The following is a 15688-nucleotide window of genomic DNA, read 5'->3' as shown; positions in this document are numbered from 1 at the left end:
CGGCCGGTGCCCGCGGACAAGGACGCGCGGCCACCGCTCCCGCCGGCCGCGGCACGCAGACTGGCGCAGCTCCTGGCCGACCGGCCGGGAACGGGGAGCGGCGGCCGCAGGAGCACGGCTCCCGATCTCATGGAGCTGTTGCCGCAATGGCTGGCCACGGCCAACGCGCGCGGCTTCGCGGCACCTCCCGAGGCGCTGCCCGCACTGCTGGACGCGGCCCGGGGGCGTACCGACCTGCGTCCGGCAGCCCTGGCGTTCGCGGGCCCGCGCGCGTTGTGGCTGGCCCGGCTGAACCCGGACTGGCGTTTCGCGCTGCGGGCCGCGCCGGGCGGGGGCGCCCGGCTGCCGGACTCCCGGGACGCCGACCGGGTCCGGCGGCTGTGGCAGGAGGGCCTGTTCGCCGAGCGCGTCGCCCTCCTGGCGTCGCTGCGGGCGCGGGAGCCGGTGGCCGCGCGGGAGCTGCTGCAGAGCACCTGGGCGACGGAGCGGGCCGAGGACAGGCTCATGTTCCTCGATTCGCTGCGCACACGACTCGAGGCGGCGGACGAGCCCTTCCTGGAGGAGGCGTTGGGCGACCGCAGCCGCAACGTACGGGCGACCGCGGCCGAACTGCTGACCGCGCTGCCGGGTTCGGCGCTCGCCGCACGGATGGCCGACCGCGCGGGGTCGTGCGTGGCGGTCGACCACACGCGAGACGCCCCCGTGATCGTGGTCGAGCCACCGCACGAGTGCGACGCGGGCATGGAGCGCGACGGTGTGGTGGCGAAGGCCCCAGCGGGTCGTGGTGAACGGTCGTGGTGGCTGGGCCAGTTGGTGGAGGGCGCGCCGCTCGGTTCGTGGTCGCGGCGGCTCGGGGGGCGGACACCGGAGGACATCGTGGTGCTGCCGGTGGCGGACGACTGGCAGGGTGAGCTGCACGCCGCGTGGTGCCGGGCGGCGGTACGGCAGCGGGATGCCGACTGGTCCAGGGCGCTGTTGGGGGAGCCCTCCGTGCCGCAGGCCGCCGGCCCCGGCGCGGTGTCGCTGGCCGAGCGGGCCAAACTGCTCGCCACGCTGGGAGCCGGGGAGCGGTCCGCGTGGGTGGCGGGGTTCATCGCGGCGCACGGGCTGTCGGAGGCGTTCCAGTTGCTCGGCGTGTGCGCCGTCCCGTGGTCCGCGGAGCTGGGACGGGCGGTGGTGGACGCGCTCAACATCGCGCGGGACGCCGGTAGTTACCCGTGGAGTTTCAGTGGGGTGATGGGGCTCGCCGAACGCTGCCTGGACCCCGCGGAAGCCGCGCGGCTGACCGCGCTCACGGCCACTCCCGAGGAGCCGGAGGACGCGTCCCCGGGGGCCGGCGGGTACTGGTCGGAGGCGTTCCAGCGACTCGTCACGACCCTGCGCCTGCGCGCCGCCATGGCGGAGGAGCTGACCGCGTCATGACCCGGCGGCACGAGCCGTACCAGCCGTACCGGGAGCGGCAGCCGTTACGCTCCCGCCGGCTGCCGGAGGTTCGTCCGGACCCAGTCCACGATCGACGTGGTCGTGGCGCCGGGCGTGAAGATCTCGGCGACGCCCTTCTCCTTGAGGGGCGGGATGTCGGCCTCGGGGATGATGCCGCCGCCGAAGACCTTGATGTCCGCGGCGTCCCGCTCCTCGAGGAGCTCGATGACAGCCGCGAACAACGTGTTGTGGGCACCGGAGAGGATGGAGAGACCGATCGCGTCGGCGTCCTCCTGGATCGCGGTGTCGACGATCTGCTCCGGCGTCTGGTGGAGACCGGTGTAGATGACCTCCATACCGGCGTCGCGCAGCGCCCGCGCGATCACCTTGGCCCCGCGGTCGTGGCCGTCGAGCCCCGGCTTGGCCACCACCACGCGGATCGGACCGGCTGTCACACCCATCACTGCCTCCATGTAACGACTCCACCAACCCGTACGCGTACCGCTCGTACCGTCACCCACCGCACCGGACGCCCAGCGGCCCCGGGCCCCCGTACCGCACGGCCGGGGAAGTGAACGAACGTTATCGCCAGCATCCCGCAACCGGCAGTTTCACGGCGGAGAGCGAGGGGGAAATCACACGTGGGACACGTTCGCCGCGCACCGTTCCGAGTTCCCGCGGCACACGCGTCGTGGGGATCGACGGCCTCCGTGCCGCACGGACCTGTGGCGCGAGCGCCTCGACCGGAGGGTGTGCAAGGAGAGCCGCCACGAGGTGGCCGCACCACCACAGCGCCGGCGGGAGGCGACAGCGGTGGGGCGCTTCGGCGATGGCACGAGCACGAAAGCGGGGACCCACGCTCGTCCGGTGACGGGGACCGCCACGGCCGTGAAGGCGGCAGGGCACCACGTCACCAGCAGGGCAAGGCCCGTCGTCGCGTCACCGGCGCCCCGTGCGTCGCGCACGCCGCACTCGCACCGTCGCCCACCTCCGACACGGTTCACCACGAGTGCACACGGGGGACAGAGGAGTCCTCCCGCGTGCCGACGGGAGGTCGGCCATGAAGGTCACCCGGGCAGCACTGCCCTTTCTGCCGCTCTGCCAGGGCCGTTTACCGGAGTTGCCCGGCCTTCCCCAGCTCCCCGGCAGGCTCACGGGGCTCTCGGTCGCCCTGCTGAAGGCGACCGCCCTGGAGTTCGCGATCCTCGCGGGCCATCTGCTCCTGTATCCGTCCGGGATCACCCAGGAGCGCCGGCCGGTCCCCACACCCCTCCCGCCCGACGCCGCTCCGCTGCCGACCGGGGCCAGGCCCCCGGTGGTCCTGCTCCACGGCTTCATAGACAACCGTTCCGTCTTCGTCCTGCTGCGCCGCTCCCTCGCCCAGCACGGCCGCCGGCAGATCGAGTCGCTCAACTACTCACCCCTCACCTGCGACATCCGCACCGCCGCCGAACTGCTCGGCCGGCACATAGCGGACATCTGCGAGCGCACGGGCCAGGAGCGGGTGGACATCGTGGGGCACAGCCTGGGCGGACTGATCGCCCGGTACTACGTACAGCGGCTAGGCGGCGACTCCCGAGTCCGGACCCTCGTCACGCTCGGCACCCCGCACGCGGGCACCCGCGTGGCCCCCCTGGCCAACGCCCATCCGATCGTCCGGCAGATGCGGCCGGGATCCACCGTGCTCGAGGAGCTGCAGCAGTCGGCACCCGGTTGCCGTACGCACTTCGTGGCGTTCTGGAGTGATCTGGATCACCTGATGGATCCGCTGGAGGCCGCGTCCATCGATCATCCCGATCTGATGGCGCAGAACGTCCGGGTGAGCGGTATCGGACATCTCGCACTGCCCGTCCATCCCGCCGTCGCCACCGGTGTGCGCCAGGCGCTCGACCTCGACCAGACATCCGGCGTGACGACCGGCGGGGCCGAGCGGCAGCCGGAATCCGGCGCGGGAGGGCTGACCGTGGCCTGATCGTCACGAGTCGGCGGAACAGGGAGCACTCGGGCGGCTCCGCAGCCGGAGCCGACGGGCCGCCGTCCTCGCGCCCGACAGCCCGTCCGACAGCCGTCCGACAGCCGTCCGACAGCCGAGGAACGGCCTCCCATTGTCGAACGCTTATCGAACGCAGGGCCAAAGCTGTGTACACAGAGCGGCGAAAGACGCTCGAATGCCCGTTTCCTGAAGGCACGAAACCCGTTGAAGATTGTCGCGCCCGCATACCGCCGGGTACAGTCGCCGCACTGCTCTGCCAGCCCCTGTTGTCGAGGCGAAAGAGAAGTTGGTGAACGACCGTCATGTGTCGGGGACAGCGACAACCCCGGCCCCGGCTTCCGATGCGGCCTCGGCGCCCTATGCGTCGTACGGCCATCAGGAAGCCTCGTACGGCGACTTCACCACGTACGGCGGCTACGACGCCACCGGTTTCGACACCGGCCAGCACTCCACGGTTACCTCGCCGGGCGCGTTCGAAACCGGATCCTTCGACACCACGGCCACCGCGGCCTACGGGACCGACCCGCTCTTCGGCTCGATGCCGGGGAACGACGGGACGGGCTCGTACGACGCCTCGCAGTGGTCGACCGGCAGCCACCAGACGCTGAGCCACGACCCGTACGCCGTCCCGCACCAGACCGGGTACGACACGGGCGCCTACGACAGCACCGGCTGGAACACCGGCTACGAACACCTCGGCGAGGTGCCCGCGCAGGCGCCGGGCCCCGAGGCGACCGGGCAGTGGAACACCCAGGGACAGGGCTGGCTCGAGGCCGACCAGCTCATCCAGGCGGGCGAGCCGGGGCAGCCCGACCAGACACAGCAGTGGACGGGCGCGCAGCTCTTCGACACGGGCGCGTACGACGCGACGCAGTGGAACAGCGACGGCACACCCGCCCCGGACACCTACGAGCACCACTCCACCGAAACCTTCGCGCCGGAGCACACGTCCCCCGACACCGTCGACCAGCAGGCCACCTCGGCCTTCGAACAGGTCACCGCCTACGGCCATGAGCCGTCGGCCGCCGCGGAGGACGCCTTCGACGGCACGGACGGCTATGAGACGCCCGTCGACGGCTTCGCCGATCCGCAGGCGGACGAGGAGGAACTCGCGCCAACCGATGCCGCGGCGGCCGGTACCGGCCGGGCGGCGGCGCGGGCGGCAGGACGCTCCCGGCGGCGTGGCCCGACGCGGCGTTCCGCTCCGGCGAAGCGTTCCGCCTTGCTGACCGTCGCCGTGCCCTCGGTCTGCGTCATGGGCGTGGCCGGCATCGCCGCCGCCTCCGTGGGCGTGGAAGGTGACGACGGCAAGGAGATGACGGCCAGCGCCCCGGACGCGGCCCCGGTGAAGCCCTCCACCGCCAACAACAAGCTCGACACCCAGCTGGAGAGCCTCTCCGCCGGGGCCGACGACTTCGCCGACCGGGCGAGCCGCACCCAGGAGCGCATCGACCTCAAGGCGCAGCAGGAGCTGGAGAAGAAGAAGGCGGCAGAGGAAGCGGCGCGCCAGGAACGGCTGCGCCCGAAGTTCGCGCTGCCGGCGGCGCAGCACGGTCTCAGCGCGTACTACGGGCAGTCCGGCATCAACTGGATGTCCATGCACACCGGCATCGACTTCCCGGTGGCCTACGGGACACCGATCATGGCGGCGACCGACGGCACCGTGCGGACCCAGTGGAACAGCGCGTACGGCAACATGGTGATCGTGACGGCCATGGACGGCACGGAGACGTGGTACTGCCACCTCTCCACGTACAACGTCGCCTCGGGCACGACGGTGAAGGCCGGCGACACGATCGCCTACTCGGGCAACTCGGGCAACTCGACCGGCCCGCACCTGCATTTCGAGGTACGGCCCGGGGGTGGCTCGGCGATAGACCCGCTGGCCTGGTTCCGCAGTCACGGCCTCGACCCGTCCTGAAGTTCCGGAGCCGCCGAAGCGTGAGCGTGAAAGGGGGCCGGGCACCTGACGATCAGGTGCCCGGCCCCCTTTCCGCCGTCCGCCGCCTCCTAGAGCTTCTCCACCGGCGCGTACCGCAGCAGCAGACGCTTCGGCTTGGTGTCCCCGAAGTCGACCGTCGCCTCCGTGTTCGCCCCCGTGCCCTTGACGCCGACGACGGTGCCGAGGCCGAACTGGTCGTGGGTCACCCGGTCGCCGACCGCCAGCGCCACCACGGGCTTCTCGCCGGCACGGCGCGTCGCGAAGCCGGACGCGCCCGACGCCGACGAGCGGGAACGGGAGGACGACAGGGAGGCGGCGATCCCCGAGACCGGCCCGGCGGCCGCGGGACCGGTCGCGCCCGTGCGCTTCCAGTCCAGGTGCGCCGCCGGGATCTCCTCCAGGAAGCGGGAGGGCGGGTTGTACGAGGGCTGGCCCCAGGCGCTGCGCAGGGTCGAGCGGGTGAGGTAGAGCCGCTCCCGCGCGCGGGTGATGCCCACGTACGCGAGCCGCCGCTCCTCCTCCAGCTCCTTGGTCTGGCCGAGGGCGCGCATGTGCGGGAACACGCCGTCCTCCATGCCGGTGAGGAAGACGACCGGGAACTCCAGGCCCTTGGCCGTGTGCAGGGTCATGAGCGTGATGACGCCCGAGCCGTCCTCGTCCTCGTCGGGGATCTGGTCGGAGTCGGCGACCAGGGCGACCTGCTCCAGGAAGTCCGCGAGGGTGCCCTGCTCGTCCTCGCCACGCTCCTGCTCGAACTCCAGTGCCACGGCGGCGAGTTCCTGCAGGTTCTCGATGCGGGTCTCGTCCTGCGGGTCGGTCGACGCCTGCAGCTCGGCCAGGTAGCCGGTGCGCTCGAGGATCGCCTCCACGACGGTGGCCGGGCCCGCGCCCGACTCGACGATCGTGCGCAGCTCCTCCATGAGCGTGTTGAACCGCTTGACGGCGTTCGCCGAGCGCGCGGCCATGCCGTACGCCTCGTCCACGCGCCGCAGCGCCTGCGGAAAGCTGATCTTCTCGCGCTGGGCGAGGGCGTCGATCATCGCCTCGGCGCGGTCGCCGATGCCGCGCTTGGGCACGTTCAGGATGCGGCGCAGCGGGACCGAGTCCTCTGGGTTGGCCAGGACGCGCAGGTAGGCGAGGACGTCCCGGACCTCCTTGCGCTCGTAGAAGCGGACGCCACCGACGACCTTGTAGGGCAGGCCGACACGGATGAAGATCTCTTCGAAGACACGGGACTGGGCGTTCGTCCGGTAGAACACGGCCATGTCGCCGGCTTTGGCCTCGCCCGCGTCCGTCAGGCGGTCTATCTCGTCGGCGACGAACTGCGCCTCGTCGTGCTCGGTGTCGGCGACGTATCCGGTGATCCGGGCGCCCGCGCCGGCGTTGGTCCACAGGTTCTTGGGGCGGCGGGACTCATTGCGCTCGATGACCGCGTTGGCCGCGGAGAGGATCGTCTGGGTGGAGCGGTAGTTCTGCTCCAGCAGGATCGTCGTCGCGTTCGGGTAGTCCTCCTCGAACTGGAGGATGTTGCGGATGGTGGCACCGCGGAAGGCGTAGATCGACTGGTCGGCGTCGCCCACGACGCACAGCTCGGCGGGCCCCTCGCCAGGACCGTCCCCCTCGCCGCCCGCAGGGCCCACCAGCTCCCTGACCAGGGCGTACTGCGCGTGGTTGGTGTCCTGGTACTCGTCCACGAGGACGTGGCGGAAGCGGCGGCGGTAGTGCTCGGCGACGTCCGGGAAGGCGCGCAGCAGGTTGACCGTCGTCATGATCAGGTCGTCGAAGTCGAGCGCGTTGGCCTCGCGCAGCCTCGACTGGTAGAGCGCGTACGCCTGGGCGAGGGTCTTCTCGAACCCGTCGGCGGCCTGTCCGGCGAAGTCCTCCTCGTCGATCAGCTCGTTCTTCAGGTTGGAGATCTTGGCGCTGAAGGACTTGGGCGGGAAGCGCTTGGGGTCGAGGTCCAGGTCACGGCAGACCAGGGCCATCAGCCGCTTGCTGTCGGCGGCGTCGTAGATCGAGAACGAGGACGTGAAGCCGAGCTTCTTGCTCTCCCGCCGCAGGATCCGTACGCACGCGCTGTGGAAGGTCATCACCCACATCGCGTGCGCGCGCGGGCCGACGAGCTGCTCGACGCGCTCCTTCATCTCGCCCGCGGCCTTGTTGGTGAAAGTGATCGCGAGGATCTGGCCGGGGTGGGCGCCCCGCTCGGACAGCAGGTGCGCGATGCGGTGCGTGAGGACGCGGGTCTTGCCGGAACCGGCGCCGGCCACGATGAGCAGGGGCGAGCCGGCGTGGGCGACCGCCGCGCGCTGGTTGTCGTTCAGCCCTTCCAGCAGGGCCGCCGGGTCGAGGGCGGGCCGGGGGGCGCCGTCGCGGTAGTACGGCTCCCGGTCCGGAGGCACGTCGAACTTCCCGCCGAACAGATCGTCCGGAACCGACTCCGGTACGTGATCGTCCTCGGGCGGCGGCGGGGGCTCTCCCTCGGGGGCCCGCGAGCCCTGGAGATCCGCCAGGAAGCTGTCGTCAAAGAGGCTGCTCATCGCTCTCCGAGTCTAGGCGGCTCCACCGACAAGCAGGGACCACCCCGGAAACTGAGGGCCGTGAGCTTGCCCTCCCGCCGTCCGGCAGGCACGCCACGGACACGTCACAGCGGCGACAGACGCCGTCACCGTCCGTGTCACGTCAACCGTTTGGAGAAAGGTCACGAAAACGTATCGGGCATATCACGCATCAACCTTCACAGGAGCCTCACTTCTTGGCTAGCGTGCTGGACGGTCGCTCGACCGAACCGGCGAACGACGCCGGGCCGGGCAGCCTCCGCCGAGTCCGGCGCGCCCGTACGGCAGCCGGAGCCGGGAACCCACCGTCCTCGAAGGGACCGGTCCGACCGCGGACACCGCGGTGTCCGCACGTCGACACCGCCGTACGCGGCACGGACCGCAGGGCACGCCCTCCGGGACGCACCAGAGCCCGAACCCTCCCTCGGGAGCCGGAAGGCCCCGGAGACACCCCGCCACTCACCCGGCCGGCGGACGACGGAAGGAGTCGCCTCCCCCATGGCGCCGCACCGAAAGCCGCGTCCCGCCCGGACGCGCGCAGGCATACGGACCCCCGCCCTCGCGACGGCGGCCCTGACCTCCGTGGCCCTGCTCTCCCAGACGGCGGACGCCGCGCCGGCGACCGACGACAGGCCGAACCTGGAGGACGTCGAGAAGAAGGTCGACGCCCTGTACCGCCAGGCCGAGTCGGCCACGGAGACGTACAACGCGGCCAAGGAGAAGACGACCAAGCAGAAGAAGCGGGCCGACACCCTCCTCGACGACATGGCCCGACGGACGGAGCAGCTCAACGAGGCGCGGGAGAGGCTGGGTTCCTTCGCGGCGGCCCAGTACCGCACGGGCTCGGCGGTCTCCGGGACGGCCGCGCTGCTGCTGGCCGACGACCCGCAGGACTACCTGCACCGGAACCAGCTGACGGACCGCCTGACCGCCCGGCAGCAGGACGTGGTCGACGACTTCATCGACCAGCGGGCCGAGACGGCCAACAAGCGCGAGGAGGCCGCCGAGAGCCTCGCCACGCTCACCGAGTCGCAGAACACGCTGCAGTCGGCCAAGGCCGAGGTGCAGGCTAAGCTCGCCGAGGCGCGCGGACTGCTGTCGCGGCTGACCGCCGAGGAGAAGGCCCGGCTGGCGTCGATCGAGCAGGAGGAGCAGGAGCAGGCCGAGCGCAGGGCGGCGGAGCTGGCGCGGCAGGAGGCTGCCGCGGCCGAAGCAGAAGCCGAGGCCCGGGCCGAAAGGGAGGCCGCGCAGGAGCAGGCCGCCCCGCAGGAGACCGCGCCGGCCGCCGGTGCCGGCAGCGGCGCCACCGCCGACGACTCCGGCTACGCCTCCAAGGCCGCCAAGGTACTGGCCCTCGCCCGCGCCCAGATCGGCAAGCCGTACGTCTGGGGCGCCACCGGCCCCGACTCCTACGACTGCTCAGGCCTCACCCAAGCCGCCTGGAAGGCTGCCGGTGTCGACCTCCCGCGTACGACGTACGACCAGGTCGAGGCGGGCACGACGGTCTCCCTCAGCGACATCCGACCCGGTGACCTGGTCTTCTTCTACGACGACATCACGCACGTCGGCCTCTACGTCGGCAACGGCATGATGATCCACGCGCCGAAGCCGGGGACGTACGTCCGCGAGGAGTCGATCTTCTACGACGGGGAGTCGTCGATCCACGGCGTGGTGCGGCCGGCGTAACGGCCGGGCGCGCTCCCGCGGCAGCGGCCGGGATTCCGGGACGGCGCGCGCGGTCTCCGGGGCGACCTACGCGTGCTCCCGGGACGGGTGTGACCCGCTGGCTGCTCAGCTCCAGAACACCGCGATGAAGATGTTCGCCGTGGTGAGCGCGCCCACCAGCCCGAACAGCCCCTTGTCCACCTTCTCCTCGTCCCGCTTCACGTACACGAGCCCCAGGATCACGACCAGCAGGACCAGCTTCACGCCGATCTTGATGTTGTTGACGGTGTGGTCCTCGGCCTGGTGGAGGCCGACCAGAGCGACACCGGTGACGAGCATCGTCAGCGCGCCGTGCAGCATCCCGGGAACGAAACGGGCCGTGCCCTGGCCCATCGCCTTCATCTGGGTGAGGAAGCCTCCGAGGAGGGCGGCGATACCGATGATGTGCAGGGCGACGAAGAGATGGATGAGTACGTCCATGAGGCCGGAGCCTATTCCGCGGCCCTTCCCCCTCCCGACACCGGCCCCGGGCCACGGATCCATGGCCCGGGGCCGGTGCCCTGGTGGCCATAGCACCGCACCGCCCTTCAGCACTGCGGAACCGGCGCTTCGGTCGCCGGGGCTCACCAAGGCGGCGACGTCGGGACGGGTACGCGGTCATGCGCCGCCATTTCCAGTCGGAGCATGCCAGTTCCGAACATGGCGTTACCAAGTCGTCACCGCCCGGTTTAGCGTCCTTCAGCAGGTGACCGGCTCCTCACCGCCGCCCGGGCCAGGGGCGGCCGTCGGACACCACCGCCGAGGAAGGTCCGGCGGCGGCCCGCTCCCCCCTGTGCGGGCCGTCGCCGGACACGAGGGCCGCCGGGTCCGTACGGCGGTCGGTCGTACGACGAAGGGACATGACGTCCAGGTGGCAGCGCACCGCAGACCCAGGAAGCGCCCACTCGGCGGGAGCACGGCCCGCACCGCCGCCACCATCGCCCTGGCGGGCGCGGCGAGCGCGGCCGGCTTCGACGGTACCGGGCACGCCGACCCCCGGCTCACCCCGACGCAGGCCCAGGCCAGGGTGACCGAGCTGTACGAGGAGGCGGAGGTCGCCACCGAGAAGTACAACGGTGCCGAGGAGGAGGCCGACACGGCGCAGGAGCGGCTGGACGACCTGCGGGACGAGGCGGCGCGCCGCACCGCGCTCCTCGAGTCCGCGCGGGAGGAACTGGGCGCGATGGCGGCGGCCCGGTACCGCGGCGGCGGCCTCGATCCGGCGTGGCAGCTGGCACTGTCCGGCGACCCGGACCGGTACCTGGCGGAGGCGGCCTACGCCGAGCGGCTGGAGACCCGACAGGCGTCGAACGTCACTCGTGTCCGGAAGCACCTGCGCGGGCTCGAACAGCTGCAGGACGCCGCGCACACCGAGCTCGCCACCCTCCGGTCCCGGCAGACGGAGCTGCGGCGGCACAAGACGACGATCACCGCAAAGCTCGGCGAAGCGCGACGGCTGCTGGCGCGAACGCGGGCGGTCGAACGCGCGGAGCGGGATCGAGCGGGCGGCACGCGGTCCACGTCACCGTCCACGGCCTCCTCGCCGCCGCAGCGCCCCTCCGGGCCCTCCCCGGCAGCCCCCTCGGCCGTCCCGGCGCCCAACTCCCGCACGTCAGCAGCGATCACGTACGCGTACAGCAAGCTCGGCAGCCCGTACGTGTGGGGGGCGACCGGACCCGACGCCTTCGACTGCTCGGGGCTGGTCCAGGCGGCGTACCGCTCGGCCGGCGTCTCCCTGCCCAGGACGACGTACGCACAGATCGACGTGGGCCGACGGGTCCCGCGGTCCCAACTGCTGCCGGGCGATCTGGTGTTCTTCTACTCCGGGATCAGCCACGTCGGCATCTACGTGGGCAACGGCCGGATGATCCACGCACCGAACCCGTCGGCGCCGGTACGCGTCGCTCCGCTCGACGAGATGCCGTTCGCGGGGGCCTCGCGAGTGGTGTGAGGCTCCCCTCGGCCCTCCTCGCACCGGCACCAGGCGTCCTCGCAGGAGCCCTCACACCAGTCGTTCTCACACCAGTCGTCGCGCCGTGGCCCACCGGGTCAGCTCATGCCGGTTGGACAGCTGGAGCTTCCGGAGGACCGCCGAGACGTGGGACTCGACCGTCTTGACGGAGATGTACAGCTGCTTGGCGATCTCCTTGTAGGCGTAACCGCGGGCGATGAGGCGCAGGACCTCGCGCTCGCGCTGGGTCAGGCGGTCCAGGTCCTCGTCGACGGGCGGGGCATCCGTGGAGGCGAAGGCGTCGAGGACGAACCCGGCCAGCCTCGGCGAGAACACCGCGTCACCCTCCTGGACACGGAAGACGGAGTCCACGAGATCCGAGCCGGTGATCGTCTTGGTGACGTATCCCCGGGCGCCGCCCCGGATGACACCGATGACGTCCTCGGCGGCGTCCGAGACGGACAGGGCGAGGAACCGCACGGGCTGCTCGGGGTCGGTCATCAACGGCGCGCAGCGCCGCAGTACCTCGACCCCTCCGCCACCCGGGAGGTGCACGTCGAGGAGGACCACCTCGGGGCGGGCCGCCGTGATGACCGAGACCGCCTGGTCGACGTCGGCCGCCTCCCCGACCACCTCGACCCCGGTCCGTTCCGTCTGGCCGATCTCCGCCTGCACACCCGTACGGAACATGCGGTGGTCGTCGACCAGCACGACGCGCACACGCCTCCCGGCCGCGGTCCCGCTCACCCCCGCGGGCTCCCCGGTCGGCGCGGCCGGCGCGGGCACCCGCGCGGCGTCGCCGGCCGGTCCGGTACCCACCCCGCCGTCGCCACCATTCCCCGGGCCCGTACCCGGACCGTCCGGCACGGTCGGTCCGCTCGCCCCGTACGAGTCGCTCATGACGTCGTCTCCGCCCTCTCCATCTCCAGCTCGACCTCCGTGCCGCCGCCGGGGACGGCGCGCAGCCGTGCCGTCCCCCCGTTGCGCTCCATGCGGCCGATGATCGATTCTCTGACGCCCATCCGGTCGGCGGGTATCGCGTCCAGGTCGAAGCCGGGTCCGCGGTCGCGCACGGACACGAAGACCTTCCTGCCCTCGACTTCCGCGAAGACCTGTACGGCACCGCCCTCGCCACCGTACTTGGCGGCATTGACCATCGCCTCACGCGCGGCCTGCATCTGTGCGCCCAGGCGTTCGTCGAGGGGGCAGTCGCCGACGACCACGACCTCGAGGGGAACGCCGTGTTTGTCCTCCACCTCGGCCGCGTTGCGCTTCACGGCCTCGGCCAGTGTGTCGGGCTCGTCGGCCTCGTCCTTGCCGGTCCCCTCCGGCTTGTACAGCCAGTTGCGCAGGTCGCGCTCCTGGGCCCGGGCGAGGCGGCGCACCTCGCCCGCGTTCTCCGCGTTGCGCTGTATCAGCGTCAGCGTGTGCAGCACGGAGTCGTGCACATGGGCGGCGACCTCGGCCCGCTCCTGGGCGCGGATGCGCATGAGGCGCTCCTCGGACAGGTCCTGGGTCATGCGGACCAGGTAGGGACCGGCGAGCAGTGCTATGCCGACGAGAACGGCGAGCGCCGCCTGCAGCACCGAGCCGAGGTGGGCGGCGGAGCCCTGCAGCACGAATATCCCGGAGACGCCGGCGGTGACGAGGAGGACACCGCCGACGGAGCGGAGCAGCGTGAGCGTCCGTCGCCGGCGGCCCACCTCGGCCCAGCGGGCCCGCCGGGCGTTGTCGGCCTGCCGCCAGACCAGGGCGACGCCGGCCGCGACCAGCACGGTCGGCCACAGGTACGCCTTGGCCCCGACGCCTAGATCCACCCTGCCGACGAAGACCATGACCACGACGACCATGAGGAGGAGGGCGACGATCTGGCCCCTGTCCGGCTTGCGGGCCACGAGTCTGCGGCGGCCGTCCGGCGAGGCCTCCGTGGAGAGGGCCGGGGGACGCTGGTGGCCGACGCCGCCCACACCGAGCGGGACGAAGAACCAGAACGCCGCGTACAGGAGCGCGCCGAGACCGTCCGTCGCGAGGAACAGCCCGGCGAAGACGAGGCGCAGCCACGCCACAGGCAGCCCGAGATGCCCCGCGAGCCCTCGCGCCACGCCTCCGAGCCAGCGCCCGTCGCTGCTGCGGTAGAGCTTGCGCGGGGGCCGCGGACTGTCGACTGGCGTGGCTGCGGCTTCCGGCATGCCATCGATGTTCACACGCATGGCGGACCCTGGCATCAGGGTCGGTCCCCGAGACGCCCCTGATCTTCGTCGGGGCTCGCGGTCGAACGCATCCCCGGGGCAATATCAGGGTCGGGCCAGGGTCATCCCGGCTGCCGCCGGGCGCTGCGGGCGTCCACGATGGACACATGACAGATCAGCAGCACGCGGCAGCGGAGCCGGGCCCCGGCTCGGGTCCGGGTGCCCGGCGGCAGGCCACCGGGCCGCAGGACGGCACGCCCCCGCCGGGCACGGGTGAGGAGCCGCGCGCGCACGGGAGCGCGCGGGCGGGCGCGGACGCACAGGCGGGCACGGGTGCGCCCGGGGACCAGCCGGCGGCCGGCGCCGTCGGCGGGACGGCCGAGGAGATCGCCCCGCCTTCCGCCGGGTTCCGGCGCGACCGGCATTTCAAGGTGCTGGCCGGGGTGTGCTCCGGGCTCGGGCGGCAGTACGACATGGACCCGGTGATCTTCCGGATCGGGCTCGCGGTGCTCTCCCTGACCGGCGGCGTGGGCCTCCTCTTCTACGGCTTCGTCTGGCTGTTCGTGCCGGCCGACGACGAGGAGGAGAACGAGATACGCAAGCTGCTGACCGGCCGCGTCGACGGCCAAGGCCTGACGGCCATACTGTTCTCGCTGGTCGGCTGCGGTGTCTTTCTCACCATGCTGGGCAATGGCGGGGTCCTGTCCTTCGCCGTGCTCCTCTCCCTGCTCCTCGCGGGCGCGGGGTACTGGTCGCGGCAGCGCGGCACTCCCGACCCCGACCCGCTGGCCGCGCAGGCCGTCGCCGTCGCTCCCCCGGAAGCTCAGGCGCCGCCCGTCCCGGCGTCCTACCCGTCCTGGTGGCGGGACCCGATAGTCAAGGACGGAACGCACGTGGGCGGCACGGGCTACCTGTGGGGACCTCAGACGTCCCGGGAGCGCGACATCGCGGCGTCGATCAACATCGCCCGCGGCGCCTCGTCCCCGCGGAAGACGTCCACCGCCGGGGAGCCCAGGCCGCGGGCGCCCCGCCGGACCGGCGGCTGGATATTCCTGCTCGCGCTGCTGGCCGGTGGGATCGGTGCCCGCCTGGCATGGGACGACCAGGCGCTGAACACCGGTCTGCAGGCCGGTCTGGCCTGCGCGCTCGCCGTGTTCGGGTTGGGGATCGCGGTCAGCGCGTTCCTGGGACGTACGGGTGCGGGGTCGATCATCCTCGCGGTGGTGACAGCGGGGCTGCTGGTGGGCTCGGCGGCGCTGCCTGCGCACCTGAGCCCGCACTGGGCACGGACGACCTGGACGCCCACCGCCGTCGCGGACGTGGAGTCGCGGTACGACCTCAGTACGGGTGTGGGCACTCTGGACCTGTCGCGGCTGGACGTGCCGGAAGGACGGACGCTGACGACCCGCGCGGAGGTGGGCGTCGGCAAGGTGCGGGTGGTGGTTCCCCCGGACGCCACCGTGCACCTGACCATCGAGGTGGGCATCGGTGACATCCAGTTGCCGGGGGACAGCAAGGAGGACATCGACGTGGCACCGGACAAGAAGAGGGAGCTGACGCTCTCCCCGACGGGCGGCGCACAGAGCGACCCGGAGGCCGGCGGCACGCTCGACATCCTCCTCGAGGTCGGCGTGGGACAGGCGGAGGTGACCCGTGCTGCGCCATGACTTCCAGCCCGGCAAGCTCGTCGCGGGCCTGTTCCTCTCGCTGACCGCCCTCGTCTACGCCGGTGACGCGGGCGGTGCCTGGGACGTCTCCTGGTTCGTGGCCGTCCCCATGGTCACCGGGGGTCTGTGCCTCGCGGGTGCGACCGCCGTCCTGACCCGTGCGATACGCGGCCGCCGGCCATCACCCGCACGGGGGGCCGAGGAGGCGCGGTGCGGACGGGCGCCGGGCGCCGGCCCCTCGCACTGGACCAAGTGAGGTCCG

General features: G+C 72.1%; 12 protein-coding genes. 7 read left to right on the top strand and 5 right to left on the bottom strand.

From position 1 onward, the window contains the following. On the top strand, nt 1-1422 hold a 1422-nt coding region (locus UW392_RS06885; RefSeq protein WP_320773975.1), incomplete at its 5' end, for a DUF5691 domain-containing protein. A gap of 44 nt (nt 1423-1466) precedes the next feature. Here UW392_RS06885 and UW392_RS06880 read toward each other — a convergent pair. Then, nucleotides 1467-1883: a cobalamin B12-binding domain-containing protein gene (locus tag UW392_RS06880; protein ID WP_320773974.1), complete on the bottom strand. Its 417-nt coding sequence runs from the start codon at nt 1881-1883 to the stop codon at nt 1467-1469. A 599-nt stretch (nt 1884-2482) separates the two neighbouring features. Here UW392_RS06880 and UW392_RS06875 point away from each other — a divergent pair. Both UW392_RS06875 and UW392_RS06870 read left to right on the top strand, forming a co-directional pair. Further along, nucleotides 2483-3394 (top strand): esterase/lipase family protein, encoded by a 912-nt coding sequence (locus UW392_RS06875; RefSeq protein ID WP_320773973.1) that lies wholly within the window; start codon nt 2483-2485, stop codon nt 3392-3394. Nucleotides 3395-3704: 310 nt separating this feature from the next. After that, nucleotides 3705-5336, top strand: coding sequence for a M23 family metallopeptidase (locus UW392_RS06870; RefSeq protein WP_320773972.1), 1632 nt, complete (start codon nt 3705-3707; stop codon nt 5334-5336). Nucleotides 5337-5425: 89 nt separating this feature from the next. Here UW392_RS06870 and pcrA read toward each other — a convergent pair whose 3' ends face one another. Further along, nucleotides 5426-7897, bottom strand: a complete 2472-nt coding sequence (gene pcrA, locus UW392_RS06865; protein WP_320773971.1) for a DNA helicase PcrA — start codon at nt 7895-7897, stop codon at nt 5426-5428. 516 nt (nt 7898-8413) lie between these two features. Here pcrA and UW392_RS06860 point away from each other — a divergent pair. Continuing rightward, nucleotides 8414-9601, top strand: coding sequence for an NlpC/P60 family protein (locus tag UW392_RS06860; RefSeq protein ID WP_320773970.1), 1188 nt, complete (start codon nt 8414-8416; stop codon nt 9599-9601). A gap of 105 nt (nt 9602-9706) precedes the next feature. Here UW392_RS06860 and UW392_RS06855 read toward each other — a convergent pair whose 3' ends face one another. Further along, a complete protein-coding gene (locus tag UW392_RS06855; RefSeq protein ID WP_320773969.1) occupies nt 9707-10060 on the bottom strand; it encodes a hypothetical protein in 354 nt (117 codons plus the stop codon). Nucleotides 10061-10490: 430 nt separating this feature from the next. Here UW392_RS06855 and UW392_RS06850 point away from each other — a divergent pair, with 430 nt between their 5' ends. Then, nucleotides 10491-11570 (top strand): NlpC/P60 family protein, encoded by a 1080-nt coding sequence (locus UW392_RS06850; RefSeq protein ID WP_320773968.1) that lies wholly within the window; start codon nt 10491-10493, stop codon nt 11568-11570. Nucleotides 11571-11636: 66 nt separating this feature from the next. On the opposite strand, the gene UW392_RS06845 is transcribed toward UW392_RS06850, so the two are convergent. Both UW392_RS06845 and UW392_RS06840 read right to left on the bottom strand, forming a co-directional pair. After that, nucleotides 11637-12470, bottom strand: coding sequence for a response regulator transcription factor (locus UW392_RS06845; protein WP_320773967.1), 834 nt, complete (start codon nt 12468-12470; stop codon nt 11637-11639). Further along, nucleotides 12467-13795, bottom strand: a complete 1329-nt coding sequence (locus tag UW392_RS06840; RefSeq protein WP_320773966.1) for a PspC domain-containing protein — start codon at nt 13793-13795, stop codon at nt 12467-12469. The genes UW392_RS06845 and UW392_RS06840 overlap by 4 nt, the downstream gene beginning before the upstream one ends. A gap of 131 nt (nt 13796-13926) precedes the next feature. On the opposite strand from UW392_RS06840, the gene UW392_RS06835 reads away from it, so the two are divergent. Next, a complete protein-coding gene (locus UW392_RS06835; protein WP_320773965.1) occupies nt 13927-15426 on the top strand; it encodes a PspC domain-containing protein in 1500 nt (499 codons plus the stop codon). After that, nucleotides 15413-15682, top strand: a complete 270-nt coding sequence (locus tag UW392_RS06830; protein WP_320773964.1) for a hypothetical protein — start codon at nt 15413-15415, stop codon at nt 15680-15682. Before UW392_RS06835 ends, UW392_RS06830 begins: the two co-directional genes overlap by 14 nt. The last annotated feature ends 6 nt before the right edge of the window (nt 15683-15688 follow it).

It is taken from the genome of Streptomyces sp. CRN 30 (assembly GCF_034105845.1).
Note: the sequence above shows the minus strand (reverse complement) of the source record. Positions and strands in the feature narration are given on the sequence as shown.

What these genes read in the sequence shown, in the direction of transcription:
- UW392_RS06880 (WP_320773974.1), bottom strand. Translation starts at nt 1,883, where the DNA reads ATGGGTGTGACAGCCGGTCCGATCCGCGTGGTGGTGGCCAAGCCGGGG.
- UW392_RS06875 (WP_320773973.1), top strand. Translation starts at nt 2,483, where the DNA reads ATGAAGGTCACCCGGGCAGCACTGCCCTTTCTGCCGCTCTGCCAGGGC.
- pcrA (WP_320773971.1), bottom strand. Translation starts at nt 7,897, where the DNA reads ATGAGCAGCCTCTTTGACGACAGCTTCCTGGCGGATCTCCAGGGCTCG.
- UW392_RS06860 (WP_320773970.1), top strand. Translation starts at nt 8,414, where the DNA reads ATGGCGCCGCACCGAAAGCCGCGTCCCGCCCGGACGCGCGCAGGCATA.
- UW392_RS06855 (WP_320773969.1), bottom strand. Translation starts at nt 10,060, where the DNA reads ATGGACGTACTCATCCATCTCTTCGTCGCCCTGCACATCATCGGTATC.
- UW392_RS06845 (WP_320773967.1), bottom strand. Translation starts at nt 12,470, where the DNA reads ATGAGCGACTCGTACGGGGCGAGCGGACCGACCGTGCCGGACGGTCCG.
- UW392_RS06840 (WP_320773966.1), bottom strand. Translation starts at nt 13,795, where the DNA reads ATGCCAGGGTCCGCCATGCGTGTGAACATCGATGGCATGCCGGAAGCC.
- UW392_RS06835 (WP_320773965.1), top strand. Translation starts at nt 13,927, where the DNA reads ATGACAGATCAGCAGCACGCGGCAGCGGAGCCGGGCCCCGGCTCGGGT.